26 protein-coding genes and 2 pseudogenes are annotated in these 26,601 nt (G+C 54.3%); 13 read left to right on the top strand and 15 right to left on the bottom strand.

The window, feature by feature from the left end; translation table 11 throughout:
• Positions 1 to 166 precede the first annotated feature (166 nt).
• The 5 genes and pseudogenes from trpE (at position 167) to trpC (ending at position 5,013) form a co-directional block, all read left to right on the top strand.
• Positions 167 to 1,676, top strand: a pseudogene (gene trpE / locus P3339_RS20925) (anthranilate synthase component I).
• Entirely contained in the window at positions 1,663 to 2,526 is an 864-nt protein-coding gene (locus P3339_RS20920; protein WP_282951773.1) for an ion transporter, read from the top strand. Before trpE ends, P3339_RS20920 begins: the two are co-directional and overlap by 14 nt.
• Positions 2,523 to 3,101 (top strand): anthranilate synthase component II, encoded by a 579-nt coding sequence (locus P3339_RS20915; protein WP_282951772.1) that lies wholly within the window; start codon positions 2,523 to 2,525, stop codon positions 3,099 to 3,101. The genes P3339_RS20920 and P3339_RS20915 overlap by 4 nt, the downstream gene beginning before the upstream one ends.
• 71 nt (positions 3,102 to 3,172) lie before the next feature.
• Complete coding sequence (trpD, locus tag P3339_RS20910; protein ID WP_282951771.1) at positions 3,173 to 4,222, top strand: anthranilate phosphoribosyltransferase; 1,050 nt, start codon at positions 3,173 to 3,175, stop codon at positions 4,220 to 4,222.
• A complete protein-coding gene (gene trpC / locus P3339_RS20905) occupies positions 4,219 to 5,013 on the top strand; it encodes an indole-3-glycerol phosphate synthase TrpC (protein WP_282951770.1) in 795 nt (264 codons plus the stop codon). The genes trpD and trpC overlap by 4 nt, the downstream gene beginning before the upstream one ends.
• A gap of 80 nt (positions 5,014 to 5,093) precedes the next feature.
• On the opposite strand, the gene crp is transcribed toward trpC, so the two are convergent.
• On the bottom strand, positions 5,094 to 5,744 hold the full coding sequence (gene crp / locus P3339_RS20900) for a cAMP-activated global transcriptional regulator CRP (protein ID WP_051089460.1): 651 nt from the start codon (positions 5,742 to 5,744) through the stop codon (positions 5,094 to 5,096).
• Between the two features lie 300 nt (positions 5,745 to 6,044).
• Here crp and P3339_RS20895 point away from each other — a divergent pair, with 300 nt between their 5' ends.
• Complete coding sequence (locus tag P3339_RS20895; RefSeq protein WP_020411499.1) at positions 6,045 to 6,452, top strand: OsmC family protein; 408 nt, start codon at positions 6,045 to 6,047, stop codon at positions 6,450 to 6,452.
• Between the two features lie 104 nt (positions 6,453 to 6,556).
• Here P3339_RS20895 and coq7 read toward each other — a convergent pair.
• The 13 genes and pseudogenes from coq7 to P3339_RS20830 form a co-directional block, all read right to left on the bottom strand.
• Positions 6,557 to 7,200 (bottom strand): annotated as a pseudogene (gene coq7, locus P3339_RS20890) (2-polyprenyl-3-methyl-6-methoxy-1,4-benzoquinone monooxygenase).
• 54 nt (positions 7,201 to 7,254) lie between these two features.
• On the bottom strand, positions 7,255 to 8,559 hold the full coding sequence (gene purD / locus P3339_RS20885; protein ID WP_282951769.1) for a phosphoribosylamine--glycine ligase: 1,305 nt from the start codon (positions 8,557 to 8,559) through the stop codon (positions 7,255 to 7,257).
• A 210-nt stretch (positions 8,560 to 8,769) separates the two neighbouring features.
• Entirely contained in the window at positions 8,770 to 10,341 is a 1,572-nt protein-coding gene (gene purH, locus P3339_RS20880; RefSeq protein ID WP_282953631.1) for a bifunctional phosphoribosylaminoimidazolecarboxamide formyltransferase/IMP cyclohydrolase, read from the bottom strand.
• A 143-nt stretch (positions 10,342 to 10,484) separates the two neighbouring features.
• Complete coding sequence (gene fis, locus P3339_RS20875; RefSeq protein WP_020411495.1) at positions 10,485 to 10,793, bottom strand: DNA-binding transcriptional regulator Fis; 309 nt, start codon at positions 10,791 to 10,793, stop codon at positions 10,485 to 10,487.
• Positions 10,790 to 11,782, bottom strand: a complete 993-nt coding sequence (gene dusB, locus P3339_RS20870) for a tRNA dihydrouridine synthase DusB (protein WP_444902292.1) — start codon at positions 11,780 to 11,782, stop codon at positions 10,790 to 10,792. Before dusB ends, fis begins: the two co-directional genes overlap by 4 nt.
• A 195-nt stretch (positions 11,783 to 11,977) precedes the next feature.
• Positions 11,978 to 12,469, bottom strand: coding sequence for a DUF3426 domain-containing protein (locus P3339_RS20865; protein WP_282951768.1), 492 nt, complete (start codon positions 12,467 to 12,469; stop codon positions 11,978 to 11,980).
• A gap of 61 nt (positions 12,470 to 12,530) precedes the next feature.
• Entirely contained in the window at positions 12,531 to 13,253 is a 723-nt protein-coding gene (locus P3339_RS20860; RefSeq protein WP_282951767.1) for an MJ0042-type zinc finger domain-containing protein, read from the bottom strand.
• A gap of 75 nt (positions 13,254 to 13,328) precedes the next feature.
• Positions 13,329 to 14,210, bottom strand: a complete 882-nt coding sequence (gene prmA / locus P3339_RS20855; protein WP_282951766.1) for a 50S ribosomal protein L11 methyltransferase — start codon at positions 14,208 to 14,210, stop codon at positions 13,329 to 13,331.
• 131 nt (positions 14,211 to 14,341) lie between these two features.
• A complete protein-coding gene (gene accC, locus P3339_RS20850; protein ID WP_020411491.1) occupies positions 14,342 to 15,682 on the bottom strand; it encodes an acetyl-CoA carboxylase biotin carboxylase subunit in 1,341 nt (446 codons plus the stop codon).
• A 14-nt stretch (positions 15,683 to 15,696) separates the two neighbouring features.
• Positions 15,697 to 16,164 carry an acetyl-CoA carboxylase biotin carboxyl carrier protein gene (accB, locus tag P3339_RS20845; RefSeq protein ID WP_282951765.1) on the bottom strand — a complete coding sequence of 156 codons (468 nt, stop codon included), beginning with the start codon at positions 16,162 to 16,164 and terminating at the stop codon, positions 15,697 to 15,699.
• A 24-nt stretch (positions 16,165 to 16,188) separates the two neighbouring features.
• Positions 16,189 to 16,644, bottom strand: coding sequence for a type II 3-dehydroquinate dehydratase (gene aroQ, locus P3339_RS20840; RefSeq protein WP_020411489.1), 456 nt, complete (start codon positions 16,642 to 16,644; stop codon positions 16,189 to 16,191).
• A 258-nt stretch (positions 16,645 to 16,902) separates the two neighbouring features.
• The gene (locus P3339_RS20835) at positions 16,903 to 18,069 is read right to left on the bottom strand and encodes a protein-disulfide reductase DsbD family protein (RefSeq protein ID WP_282953629.1); all 1,167 of its coding nucleotides are present in this window, start codon (positions 18,067 to 18,069) and stop codon (positions 16,903 to 16,905) included.
• Between the two features lie 139 nt (positions 18,070 to 18,208).
• Positions 18,209 to 18,697, bottom strand: a complete 489-nt coding sequence (locus P3339_RS20830) for a protein-disulfide reductase DsbD domain-containing protein (RefSeq protein ID WP_282951764.1) — start codon at positions 18,695 to 18,697, stop codon at positions 18,209 to 18,211.
• Between the two features lie 72 nt (positions 18,698 to 18,769).
• On the opposite strand from P3339_RS20830, the gene P3339_RS20825 reads away from it, so the two are divergent.
• The 6 genes from P3339_RS20825 to P3339_RS20800 all read left to right on the top strand — a co-directional run bounded on the left by P3339_RS20825 (position 18,770) and on the right by P3339_RS20800 (position 22,565).
• Positions 18,770 to 19,552, top strand: coding sequence for an N-acetylglucosaminyltransferase (locus tag P3339_RS20825; RefSeq protein WP_282951763.1), 783 nt, complete (start codon positions 18,770 to 18,772; stop codon positions 19,550 to 19,552).
• Positions 19,549 to 19,881, top strand: a complete 333-nt coding sequence (locus tag P3339_RS20820; protein ID WP_282951762.1) for a copper chaperone PCu(A)C — start codon at positions 19,549 to 19,551, stop codon at positions 19,879 to 19,881. The genes P3339_RS20825 and P3339_RS20820 overlap by 4 nt, the downstream gene beginning before the upstream one ends.
• On the top strand, positions 19,881 to 20,021 hold the full coding sequence (locus P3339_RS20815; protein ID WP_282951761.1) for a copper chaperone PCu(A)C: 141 nt from the start codon (positions 19,881 to 19,883) through the stop codon (positions 20,019 to 20,021). The genes P3339_RS20820 and P3339_RS20815 overlap by 1 nt, the downstream gene beginning before the upstream one ends.
• Before the next feature lie 39 nt (positions 20,022 to 20,060).
• Complete coding sequence (locus tag P3339_RS20810) at positions 20,061 to 20,264, top strand: YajG family lipoprotein (protein WP_282951760.1); 204 nt, start codon at positions 20,061 to 20,063, stop codon at positions 20,262 to 20,264.
• Positions 20,207 to 20,629 (top strand): YajG family lipoprotein, encoded by a 423-nt coding sequence (locus tag P3339_RS20805; RefSeq protein ID WP_353056944.1) that lies wholly within the window; start codon positions 20,207 to 20,209, stop codon positions 20,627 to 20,629. The genes P3339_RS20810 and P3339_RS20805 overlap by 58 nt, the downstream gene beginning before the upstream one ends.
• A gap of 166 nt (positions 20,630 to 20,795) precedes the next feature.
• Complete coding sequence (locus tag P3339_RS20800) at positions 20,796 to 22,565, top strand: EAL domain-containing protein (RefSeq protein WP_020411484.1); 1,770 nt, start codon at positions 20,796 to 20,798, stop codon at positions 22,563 to 22,565.
• Positions 22,566 to 22,623: 58 nt separating this feature from the next.
• Here the strand turns inward: P3339_RS20800 and P3339_RS20795 are convergent, their stop codons facing one another.
• On the bottom strand, positions 22,624 to 23,622 hold the full coding sequence (locus P3339_RS20795; RefSeq protein WP_020411483.1) for an adenosine kinase: 999 nt from the start codon (positions 23,620 to 23,622) through the stop codon (positions 22,624 to 22,626).
• A 375-nt stretch (positions 23,623 to 23,997) separates the two neighbouring features.
• Here P3339_RS20795 and mrcB point away from each other — a divergent pair, with 375 nt between their 5' ends.
• The gene (gene mrcB, locus P3339_RS20790) at positions 23,998 to 26,520 is read left to right on the top strand and encodes a penicillin-binding protein 1B (protein ID WP_282951759.1); all 2,523 of its coding nucleotides are present in this window, start codon (positions 23,998 to 24,000) and stop codon (positions 26,518 to 26,520) included.
• Positions 26,521 to 26,601 lie beyond the last annotated feature (81 nt).

Here is a 26,601-nt window from a genome sequence, read left to right as displayed (position 1 = left end):
AGGGAATTTCCGTGAATCACACTATCCCCACAACAACCAGCTGGCGATGGCGCCACTGATCCGCTAAGGCCAATTTGGTAGCTGCTACCATTCCGGCCACCTTTCCTGTGGGCGCTATCTATACTCTGGCGCCAACCTAAAAAACGCAAAATAGACCGGAGTCTCTATGACCCCAAGCGAATACGCCCAACTTGTGTCTGCGGGCTACAACCGCATACCGCTGGTGCGCCGAGTACTGGCTGATATTGAAACACCTTTGTCCACTTACCTGAAACTTGCAGCTGGGCGTTACAGTTACCTGCTTGAGTCGGTGCAGGGGGAGAGAAGTGGGGACGATATTCTATTATCGGTTTGCCAGCACGTACCGTCCTACGAGTGAGTGGTAACGAAGTAACTATTGAGCGGGATGGCGAAGTAGTAGAAAGCCACGCCCCGGAAGATCCCCTGACGTTTGTAGAAGAATTCCAACAGTACTATCGGGTGCCGGAGCTACCTGACCTACCGCGTTTCAATGGCGGTCTTGTTGGTTACTTTGGTTATGATTGCGTGCGCTATATAGAGCCCCGTCTGGCGCACAGTATGCCAGTAGATACTCTGGGTAACCCGGATATTCTATTGATGGTCAGTGATGAGCTGGTAGTTTTCGATAACCTCGCCGGTGCAGTTATTTTTATTGTGCATGCAGATCCAATACAAAAAGACGCATATGAGTATGCCCAGAAACGTCTCGACCAACTTGTTACTCGCCTGGCGCAGCCTTTACCAAATACGGTACCCCTGGACCTGGATGGTAAAGGCATAGAGGAAAGTGCGTTTCACTCTCACTTTGGAGAAGAAAATTTCAAGCAGGCCGTAAGACGGGTCAAGGAATATGTACTGGCTGGGGATGTTATGCAGGTGGTGCCGTCGCAGCGCCTGTCTGCCCCGTTCGATGCGCCGCCACTGAACTTTTATCGCGCCTTGCGCAGCCTGAACCCCTCTCCTTATATGTATTTTCTGGACCTTGGCGACCATCAGGTGGTGGGCTCGAGCCCCGAAATCCTGGTGCACCTGGAAGAGGGGGAGATGACAGTACGGCCACTGGCTGGAACCCGCCGCCGGGGGCCTCAGAAGAGGAGGACCGGGCTTTGGAGCGGGAATTGCTGGCTGATCCTAAGGAGCGGGCGGAGCACCTGATGCTTATTGACCTTGGCCGTAATGATGTGGGCAGGGTGGCGGCAACCGGCAGTGTGCAGGTGACCGAGCAGATGGTTGTAGAGCGCTACTCCCATGTAATGCATATCACTTCTAATGTAACAGGCCAAGTGAGGGATGGTCTCTCAGGTATGGATGCGCTACGCGCGGCCCTACCGGCTGGCACTTTGTCCGGGGCGCCGAAGATTCGGGCTATGGAGATCATTGATGAATTGGAGCCTGAAAAGCGGGGTATCTACGGTGGTGCGGTAGGCTATTTGGCATGGAATGGCAATATGGATACCGCTATTGCTATCCGCACAGCGGTAATTAAGGATGGTCAGTTATTTATCCAGGCCGGCGCCGGTTTGGTTGCTGATTCCGATCCCCAGTCAGAATGGGATGAAACCATGAATAAAGCCCGCGCGCTTTTCCGAGCGGCGGGCATGGCTTTGGCCAGTAGTAGTAAAGATGTAAAGACCGAGAACAATGAGCGAAGTTAGTATTCCCCAAAAACCTAACCTGGCGTTACGTTGCCAGAAAATTGTCGAAGCCCCGCTGTTTAATCAGGTGATCATCGGCATGATCCTGCTAAACGGTATCGCAGTGGGATTAGAAACCTCAAATTGGGTAGTGGAACGCTTTGGTGCACTATTGGGGGGTATTAACCAGCTGGTACTTGGCGCTTTTATTCTGGAGGCGCTGATAAAAATTGCTGCCCATGGCTCGCGTCCCTGGCGTTACTTCTCCAGTGGCTGGAACTGCTTTGACTTCACTATTATTGCTCTCAGCTTAATACCTGCGGCCGGGCCGCTAGCTACCCTGGCGCGTCTGGTGCGGGTATTGAGAGTATTGCGCTTGGTCTCGGCCTTCCCTGAATTGCGCACTCTGGTGGATACCTTGTTGCGCAGTCTGCCAAGTATGTTGCACATAGCATTGCTGATGGGGATTATTTTTTATATTTATGGAGTGGCGGGTTATTTCCTGTTTCACGATGTGGATCCGACCCATTGGCGTAGCCTGCCGATTGCGCTGCTGAGTCTATTCCGCATTGTGACTTTTGAGGATTGGACCGACATTATGTATACGGCCATGGATGCGATGCCTTGGGCCTGGGTCTACTTTATCAGCTTCGTGGTAATGGGTGCTTTCGTAATGATCAACCTGTTTATCGGAGTGGTACTTAATAACCTGGAAGAGGCCAAACTGCGGCGTATGGATGAGCTGTGCCTGCCACCAAGCCAAACTGAAATCTTGCGCGAATTGCGCGCTACCCAGGCATCGCTAGCGCGTCTGCAAAAGCGTATGGAAGCGACTACTAATGTTTCTGAGGCTAAGGGAGCCGGACAATGATTTTAATGATCGACAACTACGACTCCTTTACCTGGAATGTGGTGCAGTACCTGGAGGAGTTGGGTGCAGAAGTCGTGGTTAAGCGTAACGATGAAGTCACTCTGGAGGAAATCGAGCAGATGGCCCCTGAGAAAATTGTTATTTCACCGGGGCCCTGCACACCCAACGAAGCGGGAATATCCCTTGAGGCGATCAGGCACTTTTCTGGACGCACTCCTATCCTGGGAATTTGTCTGGGCCACCAGAGTATTGGTCAGGTTTTTGGTGGCAGGGTAGTGCGTGCGGGTCAGGTTATGCATGGAAAAACCTCGCCTATAGTGCACAACAATCTGGGGGTGTTTCACGGTCTGTCCAATCCCTTCGAGGCGACGCGCTATCACTCCCTGGTTGTGGAAAAAAGCAGTCTTCCTGAATGCCTTGAGGTTACAGCCTGGACCGAGACAGAAGCCGGAGAGATTGATGAGATTATGGGGCTTCGCCACCGCGAGTTGGCGATAGAGGGTGTGCAATTTCACCCTGAGTCAATTCTCACCATGCATGGCCACGATATGTTAAGGAATTTTATTGAGTCCTGATATCTAAGGGCAAATGTCGCGGGGCCTTGGTCCCGATTGAATAAATTAGCGAGCAGGGCAAAGGGGACACCATGAATATCCAACAAGCCATAGCGAAACTGGTGGATGGAGAGCACCTCACCCGTGCGGAAATGCGCGAAACTGTGGGCCAGATAATGCGAGGCGAGACTCAGGAGGCACAAATAGGTGCGTTACTGATAGCCCTGCGCATTCGCGGTGAAACTGTTGATGAGATTGTCGGCGCAGTGGAAACCATGCGTGAGTTGGCAACAAAAGTAAACCTGAACCTGGACAATACGGTGGATATTGTCGGTACCGGCGGTGATGGTGCAAATCTCTTTAATGTATCCAGTGCCAGTAGTTTTGTGGCAGCAGCAGCGGGGGCCAAAGTAGCCAAACACGGCAATCGCTCGGTGTCCTCCAGCAGCGGTTCGGCAGATCTGCTGGAGCGGGCTGGAGTTTATTTGGAATTAAGCCCTGAGCAAATGGCGCGTTGCGTTGAGACTATTGGGATTGGTTTTATGTTTGCCCCTAGTTTCCACAGCGCTGTACGTCATGTCGGGCCTGCACGCAAAGCACTGGGTTTGCGTACTATTTTTAATTTGCTCGGCCCTTTGACTAACCCTGCAGGAGTCACCCGCAAGGTGATAGGTGTTTATGAAAAACGCTATTGCCGTTTGCTGGCAGAAGTTTTGCAGCGGCTGGGCTCCGAGCATGTACTGGTATTACATAGTGAAGATGGTCTGGATGAGGCCAGTATTGCTGCAGATACCCATGCGGTGGAACTTAAAGATGGCACCATTAATGAGTTTACCCTTACCCCTGAGAATTTCTCTATTGAGCGCCGCGATCTGAGTGGCCTGATCGTATCGGGTTCGCAGGAGTCTTTGGCGCTAATTCGCGATGCCTTGGGTAAGCGCGAAACCGAAGCAGGGCAGAAAGCTGCCGACATTATTGCCCTCAACGCCGGTCTCGCCATTTATGTGAGTGGTGTAGCCGGCAGTGCAGAACAGGGAATTGCCATGGCGCAGGATGCTATCGACAGTGGCCTGGCTGCGGAAAAAATGAATGATCTGGCCGCTTTTACCAGCGCCTTTCGCCCCGAGGAAGTAAAGTCGTGAGTACGCCAACAATTTTAAAAACCATAATTGAGCGCAAATGGCAGGAAGTGGCTGAGCGCAAATCTCAGTGCGGTCTGGAGACAATGCGGCTGAGAGCACAGGACCAGCCGCCGGTGCGGGGGTTTGTTGATGCTTTAGAGCGCAAAATTAATGGGGGCGAAGCTGCAGTGATTGCCGAGATCAAAAAGGCATCGCCCAGTAAAGGTGTTATCCGCGAGGATTTCCTACCGGCGGAAATAGCGACCAGCTATGAAAAAGGCGGGGCTGCCTGTTTGTCGGTGCTTACCGATATCGATTTTTTCCAGGGGGCAGACAGCTATTTACAACAGGCGCGTAATGCAGTGCGCCTGCCGGTGTTGCGTAAAGATTTTACTGTGGACCCTTTTCAAGTCTACGAGGCCCGGGCAATCGGTGCCGACTGTATACTATTAATTGCCGCTTGCCTGGATGACCAGCAGATGCAGGACTTGAACAGTTTGGCCCTGGAATTGGGCTTGGATGTATTGGTGGAAGTGCACAATCGTTTGGAGCTGGAACGTGCGCTGGTGCTGCCAAATCGCTTGATTGGTATTAATAATCGCAACCTGCATACGTTTGAAGTTCAGCTGGAAAACACGTTTAAATTGCTCGATCTGATTCCAGAGAATCGGATTGTGGTCACTGAAAGTGGAATTCACACCACTGACGATGTTGCGGCCATGCGCGGCCACAATGTCAATACATTCCTGGTTGGGGAGGCATTTATGCGTGAGCAGGAACCCGGGCGCAAATTGATGGAAATGTTTAACTGAAGTGTAAGAACGAATTGTGATTACACTCACATAAAAAAGGGCGATCTTTGGGTCGCCCTTTTTTATTAAGATGAGTAAGATTAACGTGTGCCGTAAACCACCATGGTTTTTCCTTTTACGGATACTAAACCTTGCTCTTCCAGGGTTTTTAGTACACGCCCAACCATTTCGCGGGAACAGCCTACAATCCGGCCGATTTCCTGGCGAGTAATTTTAATTTGCATCCCCTCTGGGTGAGTCATCGCATCCGGTTCATTGCACAGATCCAATAGGGTGCGTGCGACACGTCCAGTGACGTCTAGGAAGGCCAAATCGCCCACTTTGCGTGTGGTGTTGCGCAAGCGGCCGGCCATTTGAGTTGCCAGTGCGAAAAGGAATTCTGGGTGTTGGCGGGTGAGCTCCTGAAACTTGGTATAGGAGATTTCTGCTACCTCACATTCAGTCTTGGTGCGGACCCAAGCACTGCGGGTATCCTGATCGAACAGGCCCATTTCTCCGAAAAAGTCTCCATCATTCAGATAGGCGACGATCATTTCACGGCCTTCATCGTCCTCAATCAGAACAGTAACAGAACCGCGCATAATGAAATAAAGGGATTCACAGCGGTCGCCTGCATAGATAATCGTACTTTTGGCCGGGTAGCGACGCCGGTGGCAGTGGGCCAGAAAGTCTTCAATATTGCCGATAGTCATGGGGTCTTCGATAGCAACCGTCACGGATTTATTCCTCATTTTTTGTCTCGTGCCCTATCCCGGCTTTAGCAGCTGAGCACTATTGAATTATCGCGCGAAAAAAGAGTCCCCAACAGAGGCAGGCCACAGCAAAGTTCCGCATTGTGACCTGTGACACCCTGGCGCCGGTGGGATTGGACTCCAGAGCCGATCGGACGTTCACCGACGAGCTTTGAAATTGCACTGAAATACATTCCGCGCGGAGGCGTGGCTAACACTATACCGGAAATAGTAAGTCGTCGGGATAAACTTGTACGGTATGCTAAGCTTCGCGACTTGAATTTTTGTGGGAGTATGGCGATGCAGGGCAAGGTAACCTGGGTTAACGATTTAACCTTTGTCGGCGAGGCTGGCAGCGGTAATTCGATAGTCATGGAAGGTGGACGCACAAACAACGGCGTTCGCCCTATGGAAATGATTCTGCTCGGTGTTGGTGGTTGCGCCGCTTACGATGTGGTTTCTATATTACAAAAAGCCCGCCAGAACATTATTTCCTGTCATTGTGAGCTCAATGGAGTGCGCCCGGATACGACACCGTCGCCATTTGAGCGGATCGAAATGGAATTTGTGGTGCGTGGCCGCGGTTTAAAAGAATCCCATGTAGCGCGGGCGGTGGAGCTGTCCGCGGAAAAATATTGCTCAGCTTCTATTATGCTGCGAAGCGCGGGTGTGGAAATAGTACATAGCTATCGAGTTGAAGAGGAATAAGAGGTGTTTTTAATCGGTCTGGGCATGGCAGGCTGGTGACTGCTGCCACTCAATATCCAGCCGGTGAATTCACTGGGTTTTTACTAGTACCCAGTGAATGCCCATTAGATTTTGTAACTGGCAGAAGTCATTACTTTGGCTACCAGTGACATTGCGCCCTTAACCGGAGCCGGGAATCGTTTGCCCCCCGCTGCCAGGGCTGCATGGGCGTGCTCATCCTCATCAATCAGCATTTGTTCCACAACCGCACGACTTTTTTGTCCTGGGGTGGGAGTTGCTGCAAATGATTTCGCAAGTGTTTGCAAACCCGTTCTTCTGTTGCGGCGACAAACCCGAGGCTAATGCGGTCGCTAATTTTGCCAGCGGCGGCACCCAAGCCAAAAGACAGTCCGTACCAGAGGGGGTTAAGTAAACTGGGACGACTGTCCAGCTCCCTCAGCCGCTGCTCACACCAGGCCAAGTGATCAATTTCCTCATCGGCAGCGCGTTCCATCTCACCTCGTACCTCAGGTAGCTTGGCCGTGAGGGCCTGCCCTTGGTACAGGGCTTGGGCACATACTTCACCGCTGTGGTTGACACGCATCAGGCCGACAGAGTGACGGCGCTCGGTATCGCTGAACTCGCCCTCGGGCTCTTCTTTGGCTGGGGAGGGGCGTGTATGACAGGGTTCTCCCGGGCTCAAGGTGCGTAGTGCTCTATCAGCCTGAATGAGCAGGCGGTCGAGCCCGCTCAGGTTGCGTTCACTCATATTCTACTGCTCCGCTATGACGGCAACTGCTGAGACAGTCGCCGTGAGTGGCTTTTACTGCTTGTTACTAGCAGTGGCTTCTTCTCTTTCGACAGCGCGGTAGCCGATATCTTTCCGGAAAAATACGCCGTCCCAGTAGATAGCCCGAGTGGCTTCATAAGCGTTGGTCTGAGCATCGGCAACGCTCTCCCCCAGTGCTGTAGCGCAGAGAACACGCCCGCCACTGGTAACGATACGGTCGCCTTGCTGCGCAGTATGAGCGTGAAACACCTTGGTATTGTCGCTGTCTGCTCTGTCCAGTCCGCTGATTGCATCCCCTTTGCGATAACTGCCAGGGTAACCGTTGGCGGCTAGCACTATACCCAGGGCTGGGCGAGGGTCCCACTCGGCGGTCATAGAATCCAGCTTTTTATCCAGTGCTGCCAGACACAGATCTATAAGGTCGGACTTGAGGCGCATCATGATAGGTTGTGTTTCAGGGTCACCAAAACGACAGTTGTATTCAATAACTTTGGGGGCACCTTCGGGGTCAATCATTAGGCCAGCATAGAGGAAGCCGGTGTACGGGGTGCCCTCTGCAGCTAACCCTTTCACTGTAGGCTCGATCACTTCCTGCATAATGCGCTGATAGACACTATCGGTGACCACTGGAGCGGGGGAGTAGGCACCCATACCGCCGGTATTGGGGCCTGTATCGCCATCGCCAACGCGCTTATGATCCTGGCTGGTAGCCATGGGCAGGATATTTTCTCCGTCCACCATTACGATAAAGCTGGCTTCCTCCCCCTGCAGGAACTCTTCAATAACTACCCGGCTGCCCGCATTGCCAAAAGCGTTACCTGACAACATATCACGTACAGCTAATTCTGCTTGCTCTTCAGTTTCCGCGACGATTACCCCCTTGCCGGCGGCAAGGCCGTCCGCCTTGACTACGATAGGAGCGCCGTGCTCGCGGATATATTCAATTGCGGGCTCTATCTCTGTGAAATTGCGGTAGGCGGCAGTAGGGATCTTATGGCGCTCCAGGAAGTCTTTAGTGAAGGCCTTAGAGCCTTCCAACTGGGCGGCGTCTTTGCTTGGGCCAAAGATGGCCAGGCCGCGACCATTGAAGAAGTCGACGATACCATCAACCAACGGGCCTTCGGGGCCGACGATGGTGAGTTCTACACCATTTTCTTCGACAAAGTCTGCCAAGGCGGGGAAATTATCGACACCAATAGCCACATTTTGCAGTTTTTGTTCATGATAAGTACCGGCGTTGCCGGGTGCCACAAACACGGTGTTCACTGCTGGGTTTTTTGCAGCCTTCCAGGCCAGGGCATGTTCGCGGCCACCAGAGCCAATGATTAATACATTCATTCTTCTAATTCCCCTAAGTCGACCGTTTGGGTCAATTGGATAGCTATCAAGTGCGCTAGTTTAGCGCGGAATTAATGCGGAACGCTCTCAGTTCGCAACGCTATCACAAGTGTATTGATCAGATTCAAATGAGGACGGGGCACTGCTAGGTGCCTCAGCCCCTTGGATGTCGCGAGTCATGGAGAGAACTTCGCGGTGAAGATACCAGTCTTAATGGCGGAAGTGGCGCATGCCGGTAAATACCATGGCCATATTGTGCTCGTCCGCTGCGGCGATCACTTCTTCATCGCGCATGGAACCGCCGGGCTGGATGACCGCCTGGATTCCCACAGCGGCAGCATTATCGATGCCGTCGCGGAAAGGGAAGAAGGCATCAGAGGCCATGACGGACCCTGCAACGGCGAGACCGGCGTGCTCGGCCTTGATCGCGGCGATGCGTGCGGAGTTTACGCGGCTCATCTGGCCCGCGCCCACACCCACGGTGCGACCGTCCTTGCCGTATACGATGGCATTGGATTTTACGAACTTGGCCACTTTCCAGGTAAACAGCAGATCGCGGATTTCTTCTTCAGTGGGCTGGCGCTTGGAGACTACTTTCAGGTCGGCAGCGGTGATCAGGCCGTCGTCGCGGTCCTGAACCAGCAGGCCGCCATTAACGCGCTTGTAGTCCAGTGCCGGGGTGCGCTCGCTGCTCCACTGGCCGCATACCAGCAGGCGCAGGTTCTTCTTCTCGGCAACGGCCTGTTTGGCCTCTTCGGAAACTGACGGTGCGATAATGACTTCAACAAACTGTCGCTCGACGATCGCGCGGGCAGTGGCGCCATCGAGTTCCCGGTTGAAGGCGATGATACCGCCAAAGGCGGATTCGCTGTCGGTAGCGAAAGCCAGGTCGTAGGCCTTGTGAATATCTTCAGCAATCGCCACACCGCAGGGATTGGCGTGTTTTACGATCACGCAAGCGGGTTGTTCGAAGGACTTCACGCACTCCAGCGCGGCATCGGTATCGGCGATATTGTTGTAGGACAGCTCTTTGCCCTGCAGCTGGGTGGCAGTGGAAATACTGGCCTCAGCTGGGTTGGCTTCGGTATAGAAAGCGGATTTCTGGTGCGGGTTCTCACCGTAGCGCAGGTCCAGCTTCTTGATGAATTGGCTGTTGTAGGTACGCGGGAACAACTGCTTTTCTTCGCCTTTAATGGCGCCCAGGTAATTGGCAATAGCGCCGTCATAGCCCGCCGTGTGCTCAAAGGCTTTTACCGCCAGGTCAAAGCGGCTGGCGTGGCTCAAGGTGCCATCGTTAGCTTTCATTTCTTCGATGATGTGGCCGTAATCGCTGGCATTGACCACGATAGTGACATCTTTGTGGTTCTTGGCGGCAGCGCGAACCATGGTGGGGCCGCCGATATCGATATTCTCGATAGCGTCTTCGAGGGAACAGTCGGGCTTGGCAACGGTTTGAGCGAAGGGGTAGAGGTTAACCACCACCATATCGATCGGGGTGATACCGTGCTCGCCCATGATGGCATCATCGGTACCACGGCGCCCCAGAATGCCGCCGTGTACTTTCGGGTGCAGGGTTTTGACACGGCCGTCCATCATTTCAGGGAAACCGGTGTAGTCGGAAACTTCTACCACGGGAATACCCGCTTCCTTGAGCTGGCGGTGGGTTCCGCCGGTGGAAAGAATCTCAACCCCCATTGCGGAGAGCTGTTGAGCGAACTCTACAATGCCACTCTTGTCAGAGACACTAATTAGAGCGCGGCGGATGGAAACCTTGTCTGTCATTGCACTTGATCCAACTGGTTTTCGAAAAGGATGTTTAAAGGGTTTTAGCGGTTGTCCACTGTGGCAACAAAAACGCTGCCGGGAAAATAGCGAAGGGGGATGAGTTACCTCATCCCCCTTCAATATTTCGCTCGGTGGGAAGCTTACAGCAGGCCGTAGCGCTTCAGCTTCTTGCGCAGGGTGCCACGGTTGAGACCCAGTAATTGCGCGGCGCGGGTCTGGTTGTGGCGGGTGTATTTCATCACCACTTCGAGCATGGGCGCTTCGATCTCCGACAGCACCATGTCGTAGACATCGGTTACCATCTGGCCATCCAGGTGGCGGAAGTAGTTCTCCATTGCGTGCTCGACGGCATCGCGCAGGGACTGCTGCTGTGGCTGTGCCAGTTGAGTCTGCCCCCTGGAGGATACTTCTTCATTGCCAGTATCCGGAATCAATACTTCGTTATTCATGCCGCTTGTGCCCCTCTCGTTATTCGGCGTTCAAACCACTCGTGAACGCTGGCATGTTGTACTTCTGCACTCTCTATTTGGAAAAAGGTCTTGCGGAAGGACTCGCTATCCGCGAGCGTCTTCAAGTACCAGCCCACATGTTTGCGGGCGATACGGACCCCCATCACCTCACCGTAGAATCGGTGTAGTTCGCCCAAATGGGCGAGCAAAATATTCCTGACTTCATCCAATGTCGGTCCGGGTAGCCGCTCGCCAGTGGCGAGATAGTGGGCTATTTCCCGAAAAATCCATGGTCGTCCCTGTGCTGCACGGCCAATCATGACCGCTGATGCGCCAGTGTAATCGAGCACTTCTTGGGCTCTCTCGGCACTGGTGATGTCGCCATTGGCAAAAACCGGGATCTTCACCCTGGATACAATTTCGGCAATGGTATCGAATTCAGCCCGTCCGTGGTAGCCACAGGCACGAGTACGACCGTGTACCGCTAGAGCGGCAATCCCGGAATCCTCGGCCATCTTGGCTACAGTGACGCCATTGCGGGAATCCGGACACCAGCCGGTGCGGATCTTAAGGGTCACTGGGACGGAAACAGACTGGACTACAGCTTCAAGAATATCTGCAACCAGCTTTTCATCCCGCAGTAGGGCGGAGCCCGCTGCTTTTTTACACACCTTTTTTGCCGGGCAGCCCATATTGATATCGATAATCTGTGCGCCGCGACGCACGTTCTCCCGGGCGGCTTCGGCCATCATTTCGGGGTCACCACCGGCGATCTGTACCGATATCGGTGCCGTTTCTCCACCGTGGTCCAGGCGCAAGCGAGACTTGCGACTGTTCCATAAGCGTGTGTCCGAGGTCACCATTTCCGATACCACCAAACCAGCGCCGAGTTTTCGGCACAGCTGGCGGAAAGGGCGGTCGGTGACACCGGCCATGGGCGCCAGAATTACCGGGTTGTCGATAATATAGGGGCCAATGGCAGTAGACACGGTAGCTCCATTTGGGCTGTAAGAAGGACATCTCGGGCCCCGGCAAAAGAGCCGCCTATGATAGCGGCTGGCCCGATAATGGCAAAGCGAAAAAGCGGGCAATTTGATCGAACTCTATCCGTTTAGCCTGCAGAGTGTGCAATTTATGTGGCTTTTTGTGCCAGTTAACCTCTTTTGTTGGCGCACAATTATTTTTTACGGAGTGATTTTCATCTCATAATTTACTGCTTCAGCGCCTGGATCTACCACCTCAATAGCAATGTGTACAGGGCTGTCCTGAGGCATCAACCTGCGACCGGCCAGCTCCCCCTGCAAATATTCCAGGGGAGAAAATCGGCGGCTTGCGACATTACGATTTTTGAGGTCACTGAAATTCAATAGCAAGTTAGGGAAAGGCTGACTGTAATCAGCGGTATTGACCAATACTGCATCCACTATCAGTGCGCCTTCCAACTGAGGATGGCTGCGCACCATCAGGTTGGTGGCTTGGATGGCGTTAAGGTCTCGGAGCTGGGGCAGCTTGCAACCGAGCAGTGGACATGCGGAAGCATAGATATTGCGCCAGGGTTGTTTTTTGCTGAGGGTGTCAAACTTGAAGTAGGCAATCTGGACTAGCAATGTGGTGGTCAGCAGCGGTAGTAGCACCCACCAGACCCAAGATGGCATAACTTTCTTTTGTGGTGTCACTCCCCAGGACATCTCCAGGGGGCGGGCTGGATAGCAGATATCAATTGTTCCCGCTCGGGCTCTATTTCTGTGTTCGCATCGAGCTCCTCACCGGAAGCAAAAAAGGTTCACGACGTCCATCTGGGGCACTGTTTTGGGTAACCGGGTTTTCTTGTGCGGAGTCATCAGGAATCGTTGTTGGTCCAGGATCGAATGTATCCGCCCTCTCTGCTTGAGATTCGAGGGGGTGCTCCCACGGGTCGCGGTCCCTGAAATGATCGTTGTACGAAGATATATTGGAATTATTGCTGTTATTACTTACCGAGCGGTGATCGAAATCGGAGACATCATCCCAATCCGGCTTGAGGAAGGACTCTAGATCCTCTTCGGGCTCCTCATGAGCAGCCTCGTCCTGCAGTTCCTGCCACTCATTGTCGCCGAAGGCGTCACCGATCAGTGAATCGGAGTTCGGCTTCCTATCAGCATTTTGGGCATTATCTGCTTCTATCGCTTGGGGACTCTTGTCTGCCTTTCCTGCTGGAGTGGTCTCCAGCTCCTCGGGCGGGGACGGCTCATCGTCATCCAGTTCGATATCGTCGTGGATTAAGAAGTCGTCATCTTCCAGCAGAGCTTCTAGGTCGTTGCGGGTATTGGTGTTCTCGTCATTAAAGACGATGTTTTCGTCAGCGCGAAAAACCTGCAGGCAGGAGCCGCAACGCACTGCGCCGCGGGCGGCGCGCAATTGCTGGTCATTGATGTGGAAAGAGGTGCTGCAGTGGGGACAGCGGGTTACCAGTTGAGACATTCGACTATGGCGTAGTTTATTTTGCAGTCAAGTTTATCAGTCTGCCCGGCCCCCGCGTAGTGGTGGTTAGCCTATTTAACAGATACGGGTTCCACTCAAGCGCACCCAGCCTTCATGCACTCCGTCTTCATCAAATTCGACGTTTTGTGTATAGGCGGCTTTTACTTGCTCTGCTTGGGATATAAGAATGCCGGAAAGACAGATGCGCCCGCCGACTCTGGTTAATTTAACCAGCTCGGCGGCGAGCTCTACAAGAGGACCTGCGAGGATATTTGCCAGCATTACATCCACGTTTTCCTGTGGCATTTGCTCGGGTAAGTACACAGGAAAACGCTGCGGATCGATACCGTTGCGTTTGGCGTTATCGCGGCTTGCGATCAGGGCCTGGGGGTCAATATCTGTGCCCATTGCCCGCTCAGCACCCAGCAGCAAGGTGCCGATGCCAAGGATGCCGGAACCGCAGCCAAAGTCGATAATGCTTTTGCCCTGTAAAGGCTCCTGAGCCAACCATTTTAGGCAGAGGTAAGTGGTGGGGTGGGTGCCAGTGCCGAAGGCGAGGCCGGGGTCGAGTAGCAGATTAACTGACTCGGGGTGGGGTGGCTCACACCAACTGGGGCAAATCCATAAGTTGTCGCCGCACTGAATCGGCTTGTAGTGCGTCATCCACTCCCGCTCCCAGTCCTTATCTTCCAGTTGCTCCCAGCGAACGTTGGGAAGCAGCTCGCATAGATAAGAGGCTGCCTTGGCTTCGGTGACGGTAGTGTCGATTTCGGCGTCGAACAGACCGGTAATACGGGTCTGGTCCCATAAGGGTACTTCGCCCAGGCCGGGTTCAAGAATAGGCTGGTCTGCGTTGTCCTGCAGGGTGACGGAGACGGCACCGGCAAATAGCAGTGCGTTTTCAATTTTTTCCGCTTGTGCGCGATTGGTATCGACACGGAGTTGTAGCCAGGGCATAGAGGTTCCGTAATGAGTAACTGCTGTGGTGGGTGGTAAGTCCACCCGATCCCTGCGACGGATCGCCGTCCATGGCGCTTGGGTTCGTCGTCTGACGCAATTCTCTCCGACTTTATCCCTGCTGGCGAGGGTTAGAGTCCCAGCTTTTTCTCCAGATAATGAATATTGACCCCGCCTTTGGCAAAGGCCTCATCCCGAACCAATTCTTCCTGCAGTGGGATATTGGTTTTAATGCCATCAATGACCAACTCGGAGAGAGCTACTCGCATGCGCGCGAGAGCGGTATCCCGATCCTCCGCGTAGGTGATTACCTTGGCGATCATCGAGTCGTAATTGGGCGGCACCGAATAACCAGAGTAAAGGTGAGAATCCACACGTACGCCGAGGCCGCCGGGCATATGGAAATTATTCACTTTACCGGGGCTAGGGAAGAAGGTTTGTGGGTCCTCTGCGTTGATTCGGCATTCGAAGGCATGGCCGCGAATTACTATATCTTCCTGCTTCAGGGAGAGTTTCTCTCCGGCGCAGACGCGAATCTGTTCTTTGATCAAGTCGATGCCAGTAACCATTTCGGTGACTGGATGCTCCACCTGGATACGGGTGTTCATTTCAATAAAGTAGAAACGTTCGTTCTCGTAGAGAAACTCGAAGGTGCCAGCACCGCGATAGCCGATATCGATACAAGCCTGCACACAGGAATCCAGCACCTGTTTGCGTACGGCATCGGGGATGCCAGGGGCTGGAGCTTCCTCCAAAACCTTTTGATGGCGGCGCTGCAGTGAGCAATCCCGGTCACCCAGATGTATGGCATTCCCCTGGCCGTCGGACATTACCTGAATTTCCACATGACGCGGATTTTGCAGGAATTTCTCCATATATACAGTGCCGTCGCCAAAAGCAGCCTGGGCTTCGGATTTGGTGACAGCAATGGCATTGACCAGATTATCCGGGCTCTCTACCACACGCATGCCGCGACCACCGCCGCCCGCAGCAGCCTTAATGATGACGGGGTAACCGATATTCTGTGCGATCTCGAGGCAGCGCTCGCTGTTGTCTGGTAGCGGACCATCAGAGCCAGGCACCGTGGGGACCCCCGCTTTTTTCATTGCGGCAATTGCGGATACTTTATCGCCCATCAGGCGAATAACATCTGGATCCGGGCCGATAAAGGTAAAACCGCTCTTCTGCACCTGCTCGGCGAAGTCGGCGTTTTCGGCCAGGAAGCCGTAACCTGGGTGCACGGCCACAGCATCGGTAATTTCCATGGCGGAAATTAGGGCTGGTATATTCAGGTAGCTCTGCGGGGATGGGTTGGGGCCTATACAGACAGATTCATCTGCTAGGCGCACATGCTTCAAGTTGCGGTCCACCAGGGAGTGCACCGCCACAGTGGCGATGCCCATCTCTTTACAGGCGCGCAAAACCCGCAGGGCAATTTCGCCGCGATTGGCGATCAGGATCTTGTCGAACATTGTGCCTACCCCGCTCAGACGATGGTCACGAGCGGCTGGTCAAACTCTACCGGTTGGCCATCTTCCAGCAGTATGGATTCGATAGTGCCGGCTTTGTCAGCTTCGATCTGGTTCATCATCTTCATCGCCTCAACGATGCAAACTACATCGCCGATTTTCACTTGCTGGCCGACTTTCACGAAAGGTTCGGCACCGGGGCTGGGTGCCGCATAATAGGTGCCTACCATGGGGGATTTCACCGCATGACCGCTAACAGCGGGCTTGGATTCCTTTTCAGCTGGCGCAGTAGCTGCGCTTGGGGCGGGGGCTGCCGGTGCAGGAGCCGGTACAGCAGGGGCGCTGTACATCGGCATGACCTGCTGGTTCGCACTGCTCACTCCTCGACTTATGCGCACAGATTCTTCGCCTTCCTTGATCTCCAGCTCGCCGATATCCGATTCCTCGAGCAGTTCAATTAATTTTTTAATTTTGCGGATATCCATAGTTCATTCACTCGCAGGTTTGATTCATTGGTTTCGAGGCGCCATTCCCAGTTGGTGTATGGCTGCCTGTATTGCCAGCGTGTAGCTGTGTGGGCCGAAGCCGCACACCACACCGCGGGCTATGTCGGATAAGTAAGAGTGGTGCCTGAATTTTTCCCTTGCGTGGGGATTGGACAGGTGTAATTCGATAAACGGTATGGCAACGGCGGCTAGGGCATCTCGCAGAGCGACACTGGTGTGGGTAAACGCCGCAGGGTTGATCACTATGAAATCAACGCCAGTGGAAGACGCCAAATGAATGCGGTCGATCAGGGCGGATTCGCTATTGCTTTGCATGGTCTCCAGCTCGTGCCCGGCATCCTCGCACTGGCGCTCAGCTGCTTCATCAATTTCCGCGAGGGTGCTGGCACCATAGATGTGCGGCTCACGAATGCCGAGCAGGTTGAGGTTGGGGCCGTGCAAGAGTAGGAGTCTAGCCATAATCTGCCTTGAGAATTGTTGCCGAAAAGCCACGAAATGTGGTCTAAAGTTGGCTATCTTGCGGGCAAACTCGAATTTTGGCCTATTTGCCCGAGTGCATTAGGCGAGTGTGCCGCAAAAGTGACTCCCTGTCCATGCCTGTTGAGCAGTTTATCGAAGTTAGCGGCAGTTCGGCGATATTGGGCTAAAAATTAGCGCAAAATATCCAGGTTGTGGCCTTTTTACCCCAGCGAATGGCTACAAAGGCGGAAGTTTCCTCTATGGGATAGATGATGTGCTTAGCCCGCCCTCTGCAGCGGCCTCGAGCTCCATGAGCAACTCCTCACGGGAGAGGATCTGAGGCAGGATTTTGGCGTCACCCCCGCCGGCAGGATAGAGCAAGTACAGGGGTACACTGGTACGTCCGTATTTTGTCAAAAGGGCACTGATATGCGGATCCTGGTTGGTCCAGTCCCCCTTCAGCGCCACGACCCCGAGCTCCTCAATAGCTTTGCTAACTGCATCGCTTGATAGCACCACCTTTTCGTTGGCGAGGCAGGTAATACACCAAGCCGCGGTCATATTGGCTAATACAGCGCGACCCTCTCCTCGTGCGGTTTCCAGCCTTTCTGCCGAATAGGGTTGCCAGTAGTCACTGGTTTGCTGTTGGGCCAGGGGTGTTGTGCTGAGACGCGGTAACAGCATTACTGCGAAAGCGAGCGCGGCAATTGCTACTGTACCGCGTAGCCAATGCCACTGGGGGCGCGGCCAGAGCCAGAGGGCAAATGCGATGGCAACCGTACCTGTGAGAATCAGGGTTACTCCATCTCCACCAGTCTGACGGCCCAGCACCCACAAGAGCCATACCGCAGTCAGGTACATGGGAAATGCCAGCAGCTGCTTGAGTCTATCCATCCAGGGGCCCGGTTGGGGTAGTTTTTTGACTAGACCGGGAATATAGGTCAGCAAAAGGAAGGGGAACGCCATACCTGCGCCCAGGGAGGCAAAAACACTCAGGGCAACGATGGCCGGTTGAGTTACTGCAAATCCCAGCGCAGAGCCCATCAATGGTGCCGTACAGGGACTTGCTACCAGAGTGGCCAGGGCTCCAGAAGTAACGGAGCCGCGTAGACCCTGGCTGTTATTCAGGTTGCTGCCGATACCCATCAGGCCGGCGCCAAACTCAGTGACTCCAGACAAGCTCAACCCCATGATAAAGAAGAGGTAGGCCAGTCCTGCCACCAGCCATGGGGACTGAAGCTGGAACCCCCAGCCGATCGCCTCACCACCGGCGCGCAGCGCCAGCATCACTGCGGCGATAGCAACGAAGCTCAGGACTACTCCCGCGGTGTATGCCCAGCCATGATGGTGACGCTGGCTGTCATTCTGAGCCGCCTGGCTCACGGCCAGTAGCTTGATCGAAAGCACCGGAAAAACACAGGGCATTAGGTTCAGCAGCAATCCGCCGGCGAAAGCGAACAGCAAGGCCAGAGGTAGGGTGATCGAGCTGCTGCCAGCATTGGCTCCCTGGGGTGGGGCGCCGGCCGTCGGATCGGCGACATTGGAGAAGCCGCCTTTCGCCGCCTCAATACTGCCGTCCGAGGTGTTTACGGTGTAGTGGCGGGTCTGGGGGGTAACACAGCCCTGCATCAGCGCAGCCCTGGTAGTGCAACTCCAGTTGCGCAGTACCAGCCGTGCTTTTAAGGGCAATAGGGAACTCCAGCTGACCGCGGTAGACTTCTGTCTCTTTCTCGAAATAATCGTCCCAGATCACTTCTCCATTTGGCAGATCCAGGGGTAGCTGGGTCTTTTGTCCACCAGCGATTTGATAGAGGGCAAGTTTGTCACGGTAAAGGTAGTATTCGGGGGCTATTTCAAAGATGGCACTGAGCTGACTGCCGTTGAGAAGCAGGTCTTGCCTGTAGGCTTCATCTACTGGCAGGAAGGTGTTGTCCTGCGAATTGCTTAGACTCGCAAAAGGGTTGTCTGGGCTCTGAGCCAGGGCTTTGGCACCAGACACAAACAGCAGGATCGCCAGCAGGGCGAGGAAATTATTTCTGAAACTTTTGGTCATCACAGCCATAGATGAAAAAATTCATTATAGTCGGGCGCATAGTTCTGACTGCTGCACCGGACAGGGGTTCAGTTGCGCCAGCAGTATAGCGATGCCAGTGGTACAAAAAAACAACAGCGGGGGATTGCTTTGCCGTCATTTGAACGCCTTCACAGCCTTAGTGGCTGCCTGTTCATGATCCTGGTGCTGGGGGCCTGCAGTTCCAATCAGCCAGTTCCCGCTCCACCCAGCCCAGCGCCCAAAAAAGCCGGACCCTCAGCGGAGGCAGTAAGGCGGGGCAATGTGAATTTCTTCCTAAAGCGTGCTGAACAAGCCCTGCGCAAGGGGCATCTGACCCAGCCGGCTGGCGCCAGCGCCTATGACTATTACTTGAGGGTACAGCAGCTAGATCCCGGAAATCGCGGGGCGCAAACCGGCATACAGACCATTGTCGTCACCTATGTGGAGCAGGCCCGGGAGGCCCTGCGCCGGCGGGCGTTTGGCGAGGTGCAAACCCTCCTCAAGCGCGCGGAGATGCTTGCGCCAGGCAATGCTCTGGTAGCTGAGGTTCGCGAGAACTTGCTGCGGGAAAGGGGGCGGGCGCGATTAGACCTGCCAGAGGGAGAGAGTATCGGACTTCCGGCTGCAGAGCTGAATGCCAGGTCTAAACATCTCTCCAGTCAGTTGGATAAGATTGCGCAAAGAATCCGCAAAGAGCAGTTACGCGTCATTATTGTTGCCAGGGACGATGCTGAAGGGCGTTGGATTTACCAGCAGTTGCGCGAAGCTGTGCCTGGTTACCGTGTGCGGGGCGACATAAAGGTCGGTAGCCCGGCGCGACTAGTTCTTGTTAAACCCAGTGGAGGGGTCCAGTGAAAAAACCAGTTTTGTCCGTATGGATAATTGCTGTCGGTGTTCTGTTGTTTGTTAGCAGGGCTTACGCAATAGCCCTGCCTTTACAGGTAGAGGGCTATGCGCGTGAGACGCCCCCAGGTGCCCCAATGAGCGCAGCCTATTTGTCACTTCACAATACAGGAGAGCATTTGCTGTTACTCAAAGCTGTAGAGTTGCGGGGAAAGCAGGATATTGGTGTTGACCTACATACCACTGAGAGCAGTGATGGCATCAGCCGAATGCGTCCGCTAGAGCAATTGGCGATTGCCGCCGGCCAGAAGCTACAGATGGCTCCGGGGGAGTGCACCTGATGATCCATGGATTACAACTGCGAGAAGGGGAATTACTGCCCCTGCGCCTGGTCTTTACCAACGGTTCCAGTCTTGAGATTGAAGTACCGGTTGTCGGGCCGAATAAAGCAGACAAAGAGCATCATCATCACCATGGCTGAGCCGAACTAGTTTTTTTGTTGAAGTAAGGGGAGGAAATAATGAAAAAATTATTATTGTTTATAGGGGCCCTGTTTTTAGCTGGTTGTGCCCATAGCCCGTTGCAAATCCAGTTGGAGCCACACGTGCAAGTTGCTTCCGAGTCCTTGGGATCCGGCCATAGCCTGAGTGTGCGCGGAATCAATGAATTGCCCAACGGTGGCCTGGGTTCTTTGGGGGGGTTTATGCTGAGACCTCTCAAGTAAGTATCGGCAATGATGCGGGAGAAGCGATTGCCTCGGGTTTACGCCAGGGTTTTGCTAATTGGTCTTTTCGTATCACAGATACCGCCCCCGAAGTACAAGTGGTGGCAAAACTGGTAAAACTCACTTACAACAGTCCCAACACTGTCTACACAACCACTATCGATACCTCAGCTGAAATCCACCTGGAAGTGACTGCTGGAGCCGCCTCATATTTTGCGACTTACAGTACGTCGGGTAAGGATCGCAACCTGGTCAAGCCCAGTCGTGAAGAGGTACAAACCCGGGTTAACGGATTGTTGAGTGCCACCCTGCAAAAAATATTTGATGATGAGAAGCTTAAAAACTTCTTGCTAACTCATCTTTGAATGTGCAATTTAGGCGCCATGTAAGAATGGTGCGGCTGGGAGGCTGAATAATTGAATAAAATCGGCGATCTTGGACGACGATGTCGATATATTCCTTTAGTTTGTGGAAGGAACAACTCTGCAACAACAGAGTTGCCTGCCAAACTGCCTCGCCCGCTCTGGAAATATGGCTGTGACTCTGTTTGATCCAGGCTCTGCCAGGTATCTGGGGCCACTTGCCCAATTGGAAGAGCGCTTCAATCCCAGCGAGCAGGTGAGTCTGCAAGCGGCGGAAGCTGCTCTGGGCGAGATTGCCGATGGAGTGATAGTTACTGACCCCAGCGGGACAGTACTCTATGCCAATCCACTAGTCAGTGAAATGAGTGGGGATCTGGTTGGGTTGCTGCCAGGCCAGTCGTTGAATGACGGATTGATACTCTGGGATGAAAAAGGCGTGCCGCTTCCGCCATTGCTACCGGATTCTCCCGCTGACGAAGTGCCGAGTACCCAGGAAATCAGCGCTTGTATCCACCGACCTGGAGATAGTCGCCCGCCCTTAGAGGTTACAGTACAAGTAATGGCGCTCTGGGATGCCGGTGAATTGAAGCACTATGTACTTGTGTTACGTGATACCTCCGCTGCCCGACGTATTTCTACCCGCCTAAGCTGGCAAACCAGTCACGATACACTCACTCGCCTGCCAAACCGCCAGTATTTTGAGAGCGAGCTGCAAAAACTCCTGTCTCAATGCGTCGATAAACGCCAACACCACGTACTTCTTTACCTGGATGTATACCAGTTCAAGGTGATCAACGACACTCTCGGCTTTGTCGCCGGTGACCAACTGCTGGTTCAGTTGGTTACCCTGTTGCAGCGGGGTTTGTCCAGTTCCGATCTGTTTGCTCGGGTGGGTAGCGATGAATTTGCCATCCTGTTGAGAGATTGCACCCTGGAAGAGGGAGGGCGGGTAGTTGCGCGCCTGCGAGAATCCGTGCAGGAGTTTAGATTCCACTGGTTGGGCAATGACAACCGGGTGGCTATTTCCATTGGTGTGGTGGGAGTGGACCGCTTTACTCCCAATGCCAGTCAGCTACTTGCCACTGCCAATGATGCGTGCTGTTCAGCGCGGGAGCAGGGGCGTAACCGGGTTAAATTATTTGGTGACTCCCGCAAGTCGCTGGAGAAACGCCGTGAAACCACTTGGGTGGCAGAGATCCATGCGGCCCTGCGTGAAGATCGCCTGATTCTCTATAGGCAGCCGGTAGTCGCACTCCAGGGAGAGCGCAAGGTACACCATTTTGAGATTCTGGTGCGCATGCGTGGCCGGGATGGAGGGGTGATTTCTCCAGGCCTGTTTCTGCCGGCAGCCGAGCGCTACGGCTTGATCGAGGAGGTCGATCGCTGGGTAATCCGCAAGGTGTTCCACTATATGGCCCAGGAGCAACATATCGGGATTGCCGGCACCAGCTATGCAATTAATATCTCCGGTATCAGCCTGGGTGACGAGACTTTTGCCGATTTTGCACTGCAGGAGTTAGCCGATGCGGGAGTCACACCTTCAAGAGTGCAGTTTGAGATTACCGAAACCAGCGCAATTAATAATTTGGAGCGTGCGTTAATCTTTATTCACAAGCTGCGCGCAGCCGGTTGCAGTTTTGCCCTGGATGATTTTGGTCGCGGTGTTTCCTCCCTGGCCTACCTGCGCCAGCTGCCGGTGGACTACCTCAAAATTGATGGAAGCTTTGTGCGCAATATGCTTGAGGATGAAATTGATAGTGCCATGGTGAGCACTATCGATCATCTGGCCAAGCGTATGGGTATCAGTACTATCGCCGAATATGTGGAGAGCCCGGAACTGATGGAGCGGCTTTGTCAGATGGGGGTGGACTACGCCCAGGGCTTTGGTATTGCCGCTGCCACCGGGCTGCCCGAAATAGGGGATTTCCAAGGCCTTTGAAATAGAGAGGCGGCCATAAGGCCGCTTACCGATTACCATCCATAAAACAGCGAACCTTTTAAATAACTGCTGCGAGCAGTTCTGAGTGCTGTTCAGCCTGCAGGCGGGGACCATACTGGCTAACCACTTGCGCGGCGGCGCGACAAGCCAGTTCTCCCGCCTCTACAAACCCCATTTCCCGGTTGATCCCGTACAGGAAAGCACCTGCAAACATATCCCCGGCGCCATTGGTATCGATGGCATGGACTTCGGGGCTGGCCACGCGTTTAAGTTGTGTGCCATCCCACAGGAGTGCTCCATCGGCGCCGAGGGTGATAGCGAAGCTGCGGCAATAGTCACGCAGTGCTTCGGCGGCTGCATCCAAGGAATCGGTTCCGGTAAAGCCTAGGGCTTCATCGCGGTTGCAGAATAGGATATCTACGCCACCACCAATCATTTCCCGCAGGCCTTCGCCGAAGAACTGTACCATTGCCGGATCAGACAGGCTCAGGGCGGTTTTCACTCCAGCCTGTTGTGCCTGCTCGCGCAAGGTGATCGCTGCTTTACGGCCGGTCTCGGAAGAGACCAGGTAGCCTTCGATATAAGCCCATTGGGAGGATGCCAGAGCTTCATTGTCCAGTTCGGCCACAGACAACTTCTCGCTAATACCCAGGTAGGTATTCATACTGCGTTCGGCATCCGGGGTAATCAGTACCAGGCACTTGCCTGTGGTACCCCCATCGGCTTCCTGCAGGCTGGCAGGATAGTCGACGCCTGCGGCACTGAGATTATTGCGATAAAAATCGCCATTATCATCTGCAGCAACTTTACAGGAGTAAAAAGTGTTCAGTCCGAAATAGCTGGCAGCAATTACAGTGTTGGCGCCAGAGCCACCGCAGGCACGCTTGGCTGTGACCAAGTGATCCTGCAGGTCATCTACAAGCTGCTGCTGCCTGGCATCGTCGACCAGAGTCATGATTCCCTTTTCAACACCGAGGGCTGACAAGTCCGTGTCGGATACTTCAATTTCCGTATCCAGCAGGGCGGCGCCAATGCCGTAGAGATCGTATTGCCTCATATCTATCCTTTTCGGGGTATTTGTCTAGATTTCCGCCGCATTATGGCTGTGATTACAGCAAGTGCAAGGCGGTAGGTTTGACTTCAGCGAGGCATTGTTTATAAAGGCGCGTTAAGCCTCAATATGAACTAATAGGGCGTACTTGTGGTCAATCCACGAACAAGTGCGTAGCACTTCGATTTACGACCGGCCAGTATTTATTCTGGCGTGGGAGTCAGGTGGTTCAGGGATGTTCCCCAAAGGCACCGGTCCGGGTGCCGGAGGCAAGATACCAGTGGAGCTGCCACCAGCTGGTACCCTGCCAAAGATAGTGACTGGGCTGTCGTGCCCCGCTGTCAATTGATGTACTGACCTGGCAGCTGGATACCTCTTTTTATGGCCTCGACCAAACGCCGGCGCGGCAAAGCGTCACAACCGAAGAGACGATACCGCTGGCTCAAATTCCTGTTCCTGCTGGCTCTGGTGGGAGCACTCTCCCTTGCTGGTTATATGGCCTACCTGGATGTACAACTGCGAGAGCGTCTGGATAGCCGCCAGTACCAGCTGCCGGCGCGAGTCTATGCTCGTCCCCTGGTTTTGCGCGAAGGGATGGTGATGCATCCGGATGAATTAGCCTCCGAGTTTGCAGCACTTAATTACCGCAAGCAGGAAACCCTCAGCGAGCCCGGTTCCTGGTCCCAAAATGGCATGGATTACTCTGTTTGGCGTCGCGATTTTATTCACTCCAATGGCCGAGAGCCGGCGGCAGTGGTTTCTTTCCGCCTGCGCAACGATGAGATTAGCAATCTGCGCGATAGCGATGGGCAGCGCATCGCGGAATTCCGCCTGGATGCGGCCAATATTGGCTCCTTACTCGGAGGTGGTGATGATCGCAACCCTGTGAGATTTAGCGATATCCCGCCGCTGGTGGCCAATACTCTGATTGCTGTGGAGGACCAGGATTTCCTCAACCACTTTGGTATATCCCCTCGGGGTATTGCTCGTGCCATGGTTGCCAACGTGAAGGCCGGGCGTCTGGTACAAGGTGGTTCCACCATCACTCAGCAGCTGGTGAAAAATATATTTTTTGATCACAAGCCGAGCCTGCAGCGAAAAATTAATGAAGCGCTGATGGCAGTTTTGATGGAGATCCACTACGACAAAGGCTACATCCTGCAGGAGTACATCAACGAGGTTTGGCTCGGACAGCAGGGCGCCCGAGGCATCTATGGTTTCGGGCTGGCCTCTGAATTTTACTTCCAGCAGCCACTGGACACCCTGGAACCGCATCAGGTGGCATTACTGGTGGGTTTGGCCAAGGGCGCTTCTTACTACAATCCCTGGCGACACCCCGAGCGTGCACTCGAGCGTCGTAACACTGTATTGGAACTAATGCTGGAGCAGGGGTTAATTTCCCAGGCTGAGTTCGAACTCTATGCGGCCAAACCCTTGGGGGTGGTGAAAGGTGGAGTGACTGCGCAAAACCCTTACCCTGCTTTCACAGAGCGGTTATTGGCGGAATTGCGCCCCTACTATTCCTATGAAGAGCTGCGGACTGCGGGCTTGAGGATCTATACCAGCTTGTCGCCTTCGGTACAGAAGCTGGCCGAAGAGGCTATCAGTAATGGGGTCCTGCAGCTGGAAAAGGACCGGGGAATTAAGGTCAATACTTTACAGGCCGCCACCGTGCTGATGGACAACCGCAGCGGTAACGTGCTGGCTATGGTGGGAGACCGCGATCCGGATTATCCGGGCTTTAACCGCGCGCTTGAGGCCCGCCGGCAAGTGGGCTCGCTGATCAAGCCCGCAGTCTTCCTCACTGCCCTTGAGCGCCCAGAAGAGTACAATCTGGCGACGCTTATTGACGATGCGCCTGTGCGCATCGAAGAGGCGGACGGCGATGTGTGGATGCCGCAGAATTTCGACAAGCTAGCCCATGGCCAGGTACCTCTTTACGTAGCGCTTGCAAAATCCTACAACCTTGCCACAGCGCACCTGGGGCTGGATCTGGGGCTGCAGAATGTGCGTCAGACCATTCGCCGTCTGGGAGTGGAAACCAGCCTGCCGAAGGTGCCGGCGATGTTACTGGGTGCCGTTGAAATGACACCATTTGAAGTGGCTGGCATGTATCAGACTATTGCCAACGGTGGCGAAACTGTGGAGCCGCGCACTTTGCTGGCAGTCTCCGATGCCGGTGGCGGGCGTGTCCAGAACTTCCGCCGCCGTGCCCATCGCGGAGTTGATGCGGTACCGGCCTACCTGCTCCGCTGGGGTCTGGAGCAGGCTATGCGTGAGGGTACCGGACGCAGGTCTGCCAAGCGTTTACCTAGCAGTGTGGCATTTGCAGGTAAAACCGGAACTACCAACAATAACCGCGACAGCTGGTTTGCCGGTTTCTCTCCGGAGATTACTGCAGTGGTTTGGCTCGGGCGCGATGACAATGAGCGCACTCGCCTGACGGGGTCTACCGGTGCACTGCCAATTTGGACAGAGATCATGCGCAAGCTGCCCCATGAGCATGGGCCTGTGGAGCCGCCGCGGGGGGTGGAGGTCAAGTCGGTGAATGCACGCGGCGAATATATGGACCCGGACTACTGTCGTGGCGGATATGAAATTCCTTTCTCCTACGAGACGCGCCTGCAGCCGGCACCGGAATGTCGCGGGCGTGATCGTTGGCGCTGGTTTCGCAACCTGTTTGGCAATGGGCGCTCAGAGGCGGCACCGCGGGAGCAAATGACTCCCGGCTGGGGTGTAGATCCCAGCGAGCAGCAGCTGCGTGAGCAGCGTCGTCGCCAAATGCAGGAACAGTTGCGTGGTGATGATGCGGAAGAATTTGGTGTTGATCGGGGGTACGAAGAAGAGCCCGTCGAGCTCCCCGCAACCAATCTTTTGAATCGGGCCCTGGCGGCGCCCCCGTAGAGGAGGCTCAGCCGATAGGCCCGGCACTGGAAGACCAGTGGCCCTGACTTAAGTCGCATGACCGAGAGTCGCGCGCGATTC

Source organism: Microbulbifer sp. MLAF003 (assembly GCF_030012965.1).
Lineage (GTDB): Bacteria > Pseudomonadota > Gammaproteobacteria > Pseudomonadales > Cellvibrionaceae > Microbulbifer > Microbulbifer variabilis.
Note: the sequence above shows the minus strand (reverse complement) of the source record. Positions and strands in the feature narration are given on the sequence as shown.

Coding starts and splice junctions, on each gene's coding strand:
- P3339_RS20920 (WP_282951773.1), top strand. CDS start 1,663: ATGAGCGAAGTTAGTATTCCCCAAAAACCTAACCTGGCGTTACGTTGC.
- P3339_RS20915 (WP_282951772.1), top strand. CDS start 2,523: ATGATTTTAATGATCGACAACTACGACTCCTTTACCTGGAATGTGGTG.
- trpD (WP_282951771.1), top strand. CDS start 3,173: ATGAATATCCAACAAGCCATAGCGAAACTGGTGGATGGAGAGCACCTC.
- crp (WP_051089460.1), bottom strand. CDS start 5,744: ATGAGGAATAAATCCGTGACGGTTGCTATCGAAGACCCCATGACTATC.
- P3339_RS20895 (WP_020411499.1), top strand. CDS start 6,045: ATGCAGGGCAAGGTAACCTGGGTTAACGATTTAACCTTTGTCGGCGAG.
- purD (WP_282951769.1), bottom strand. CDS start 8,559: ATGAATGTATTAATCATTGGCTCTGGTGGCCGCGAACATGCCCTGGCC.
- purH (WP_282953631.1), bottom strand. CDS start 10,341: ATGACAGACAAGGTTTCCATCCGCCGCGCTCTAATTAGTGTCTCTGAC.
- fis (WP_020411495.1), bottom strand. CDS start 10,793: ATGAATAACGAAGTATTGATTCCGGATACTGGCAATGAAGAAGTATCC.
- P3339_RS20860 (WP_282951767.1), bottom strand. CDS start 13,253: ATGTCTCAACTGGTAACCCGCTGTCCCCACTGCAGCACCTCTTTCCAC.
- prmA (WP_282951766.1), bottom strand. CDS start 14,210: ATGCCCTGGCTACAACTCCGTGTCGATACCAATCGCGCACAAGCGGAA.
- accC (WP_020411491.1), bottom strand. CDS start 15,682: ATGTTCGACAAGATCCTGATCGCCAATCGCGGCGAAATTGCCCTGCGG.
- accB (WP_282951765.1), bottom strand. CDS start 16,164: ATGGATATCCGCAAAATTAAAAAATTAATTGAACTGCTCGAGGAATCG.
- aroQ (WP_020411489.1), bottom strand. CDS start 16,644: ATGGCTAGACTCCTACTCTTGCACGGCCCCAACCTCAACCTGCTCGGC.
- P3339_RS20835 (WP_282953629.1), bottom strand. CDS start 18,069: ATGCCCTGTGTTTTTCCGGTGCTTTCGATCAAGCTACTGGCCGTGAGC.
- P3339_RS20830 (WP_282951764.1), bottom strand. CDS start 18,697: ATGACCAAAAGTTTCAGAAATAATTTCCTCGCCCTGCTGGCGATCCTG.
- P3339_RS20815 (WP_282951761.1), top strand. CDS start 19,881: ATGATCCATGGATTACAACTGCGAGAAGGGGAATTACTGCCCCTGCGC.
- P3339_RS20810 (WP_282951760.1), top strand. CDS start 20,061: ATGAAAAAATTATTATTGTTTATAGGGGCCCTGTTTTTAGCTGGTTGT.
- P3339_RS20800 (WP_020411484.1), top strand. CDS start 20,796: ATGGCTGTGACTCTGTTTGATCCAGGCTCTGCCAGGTATCTGGGGCCA.
- P3339_RS20795 (WP_020411483.1), bottom strand. CDS start 23,622: ATGAGGCAATACGATCTCTACGGCATTGGCGCCGCCCTGCTGGATACG.
- mrcB (WP_282951759.1), top strand. CDS start 23,998: ATGGCCTCGACCAAACGCCGGCGCGGCAAAGCGTCACAACCGAAGAGA.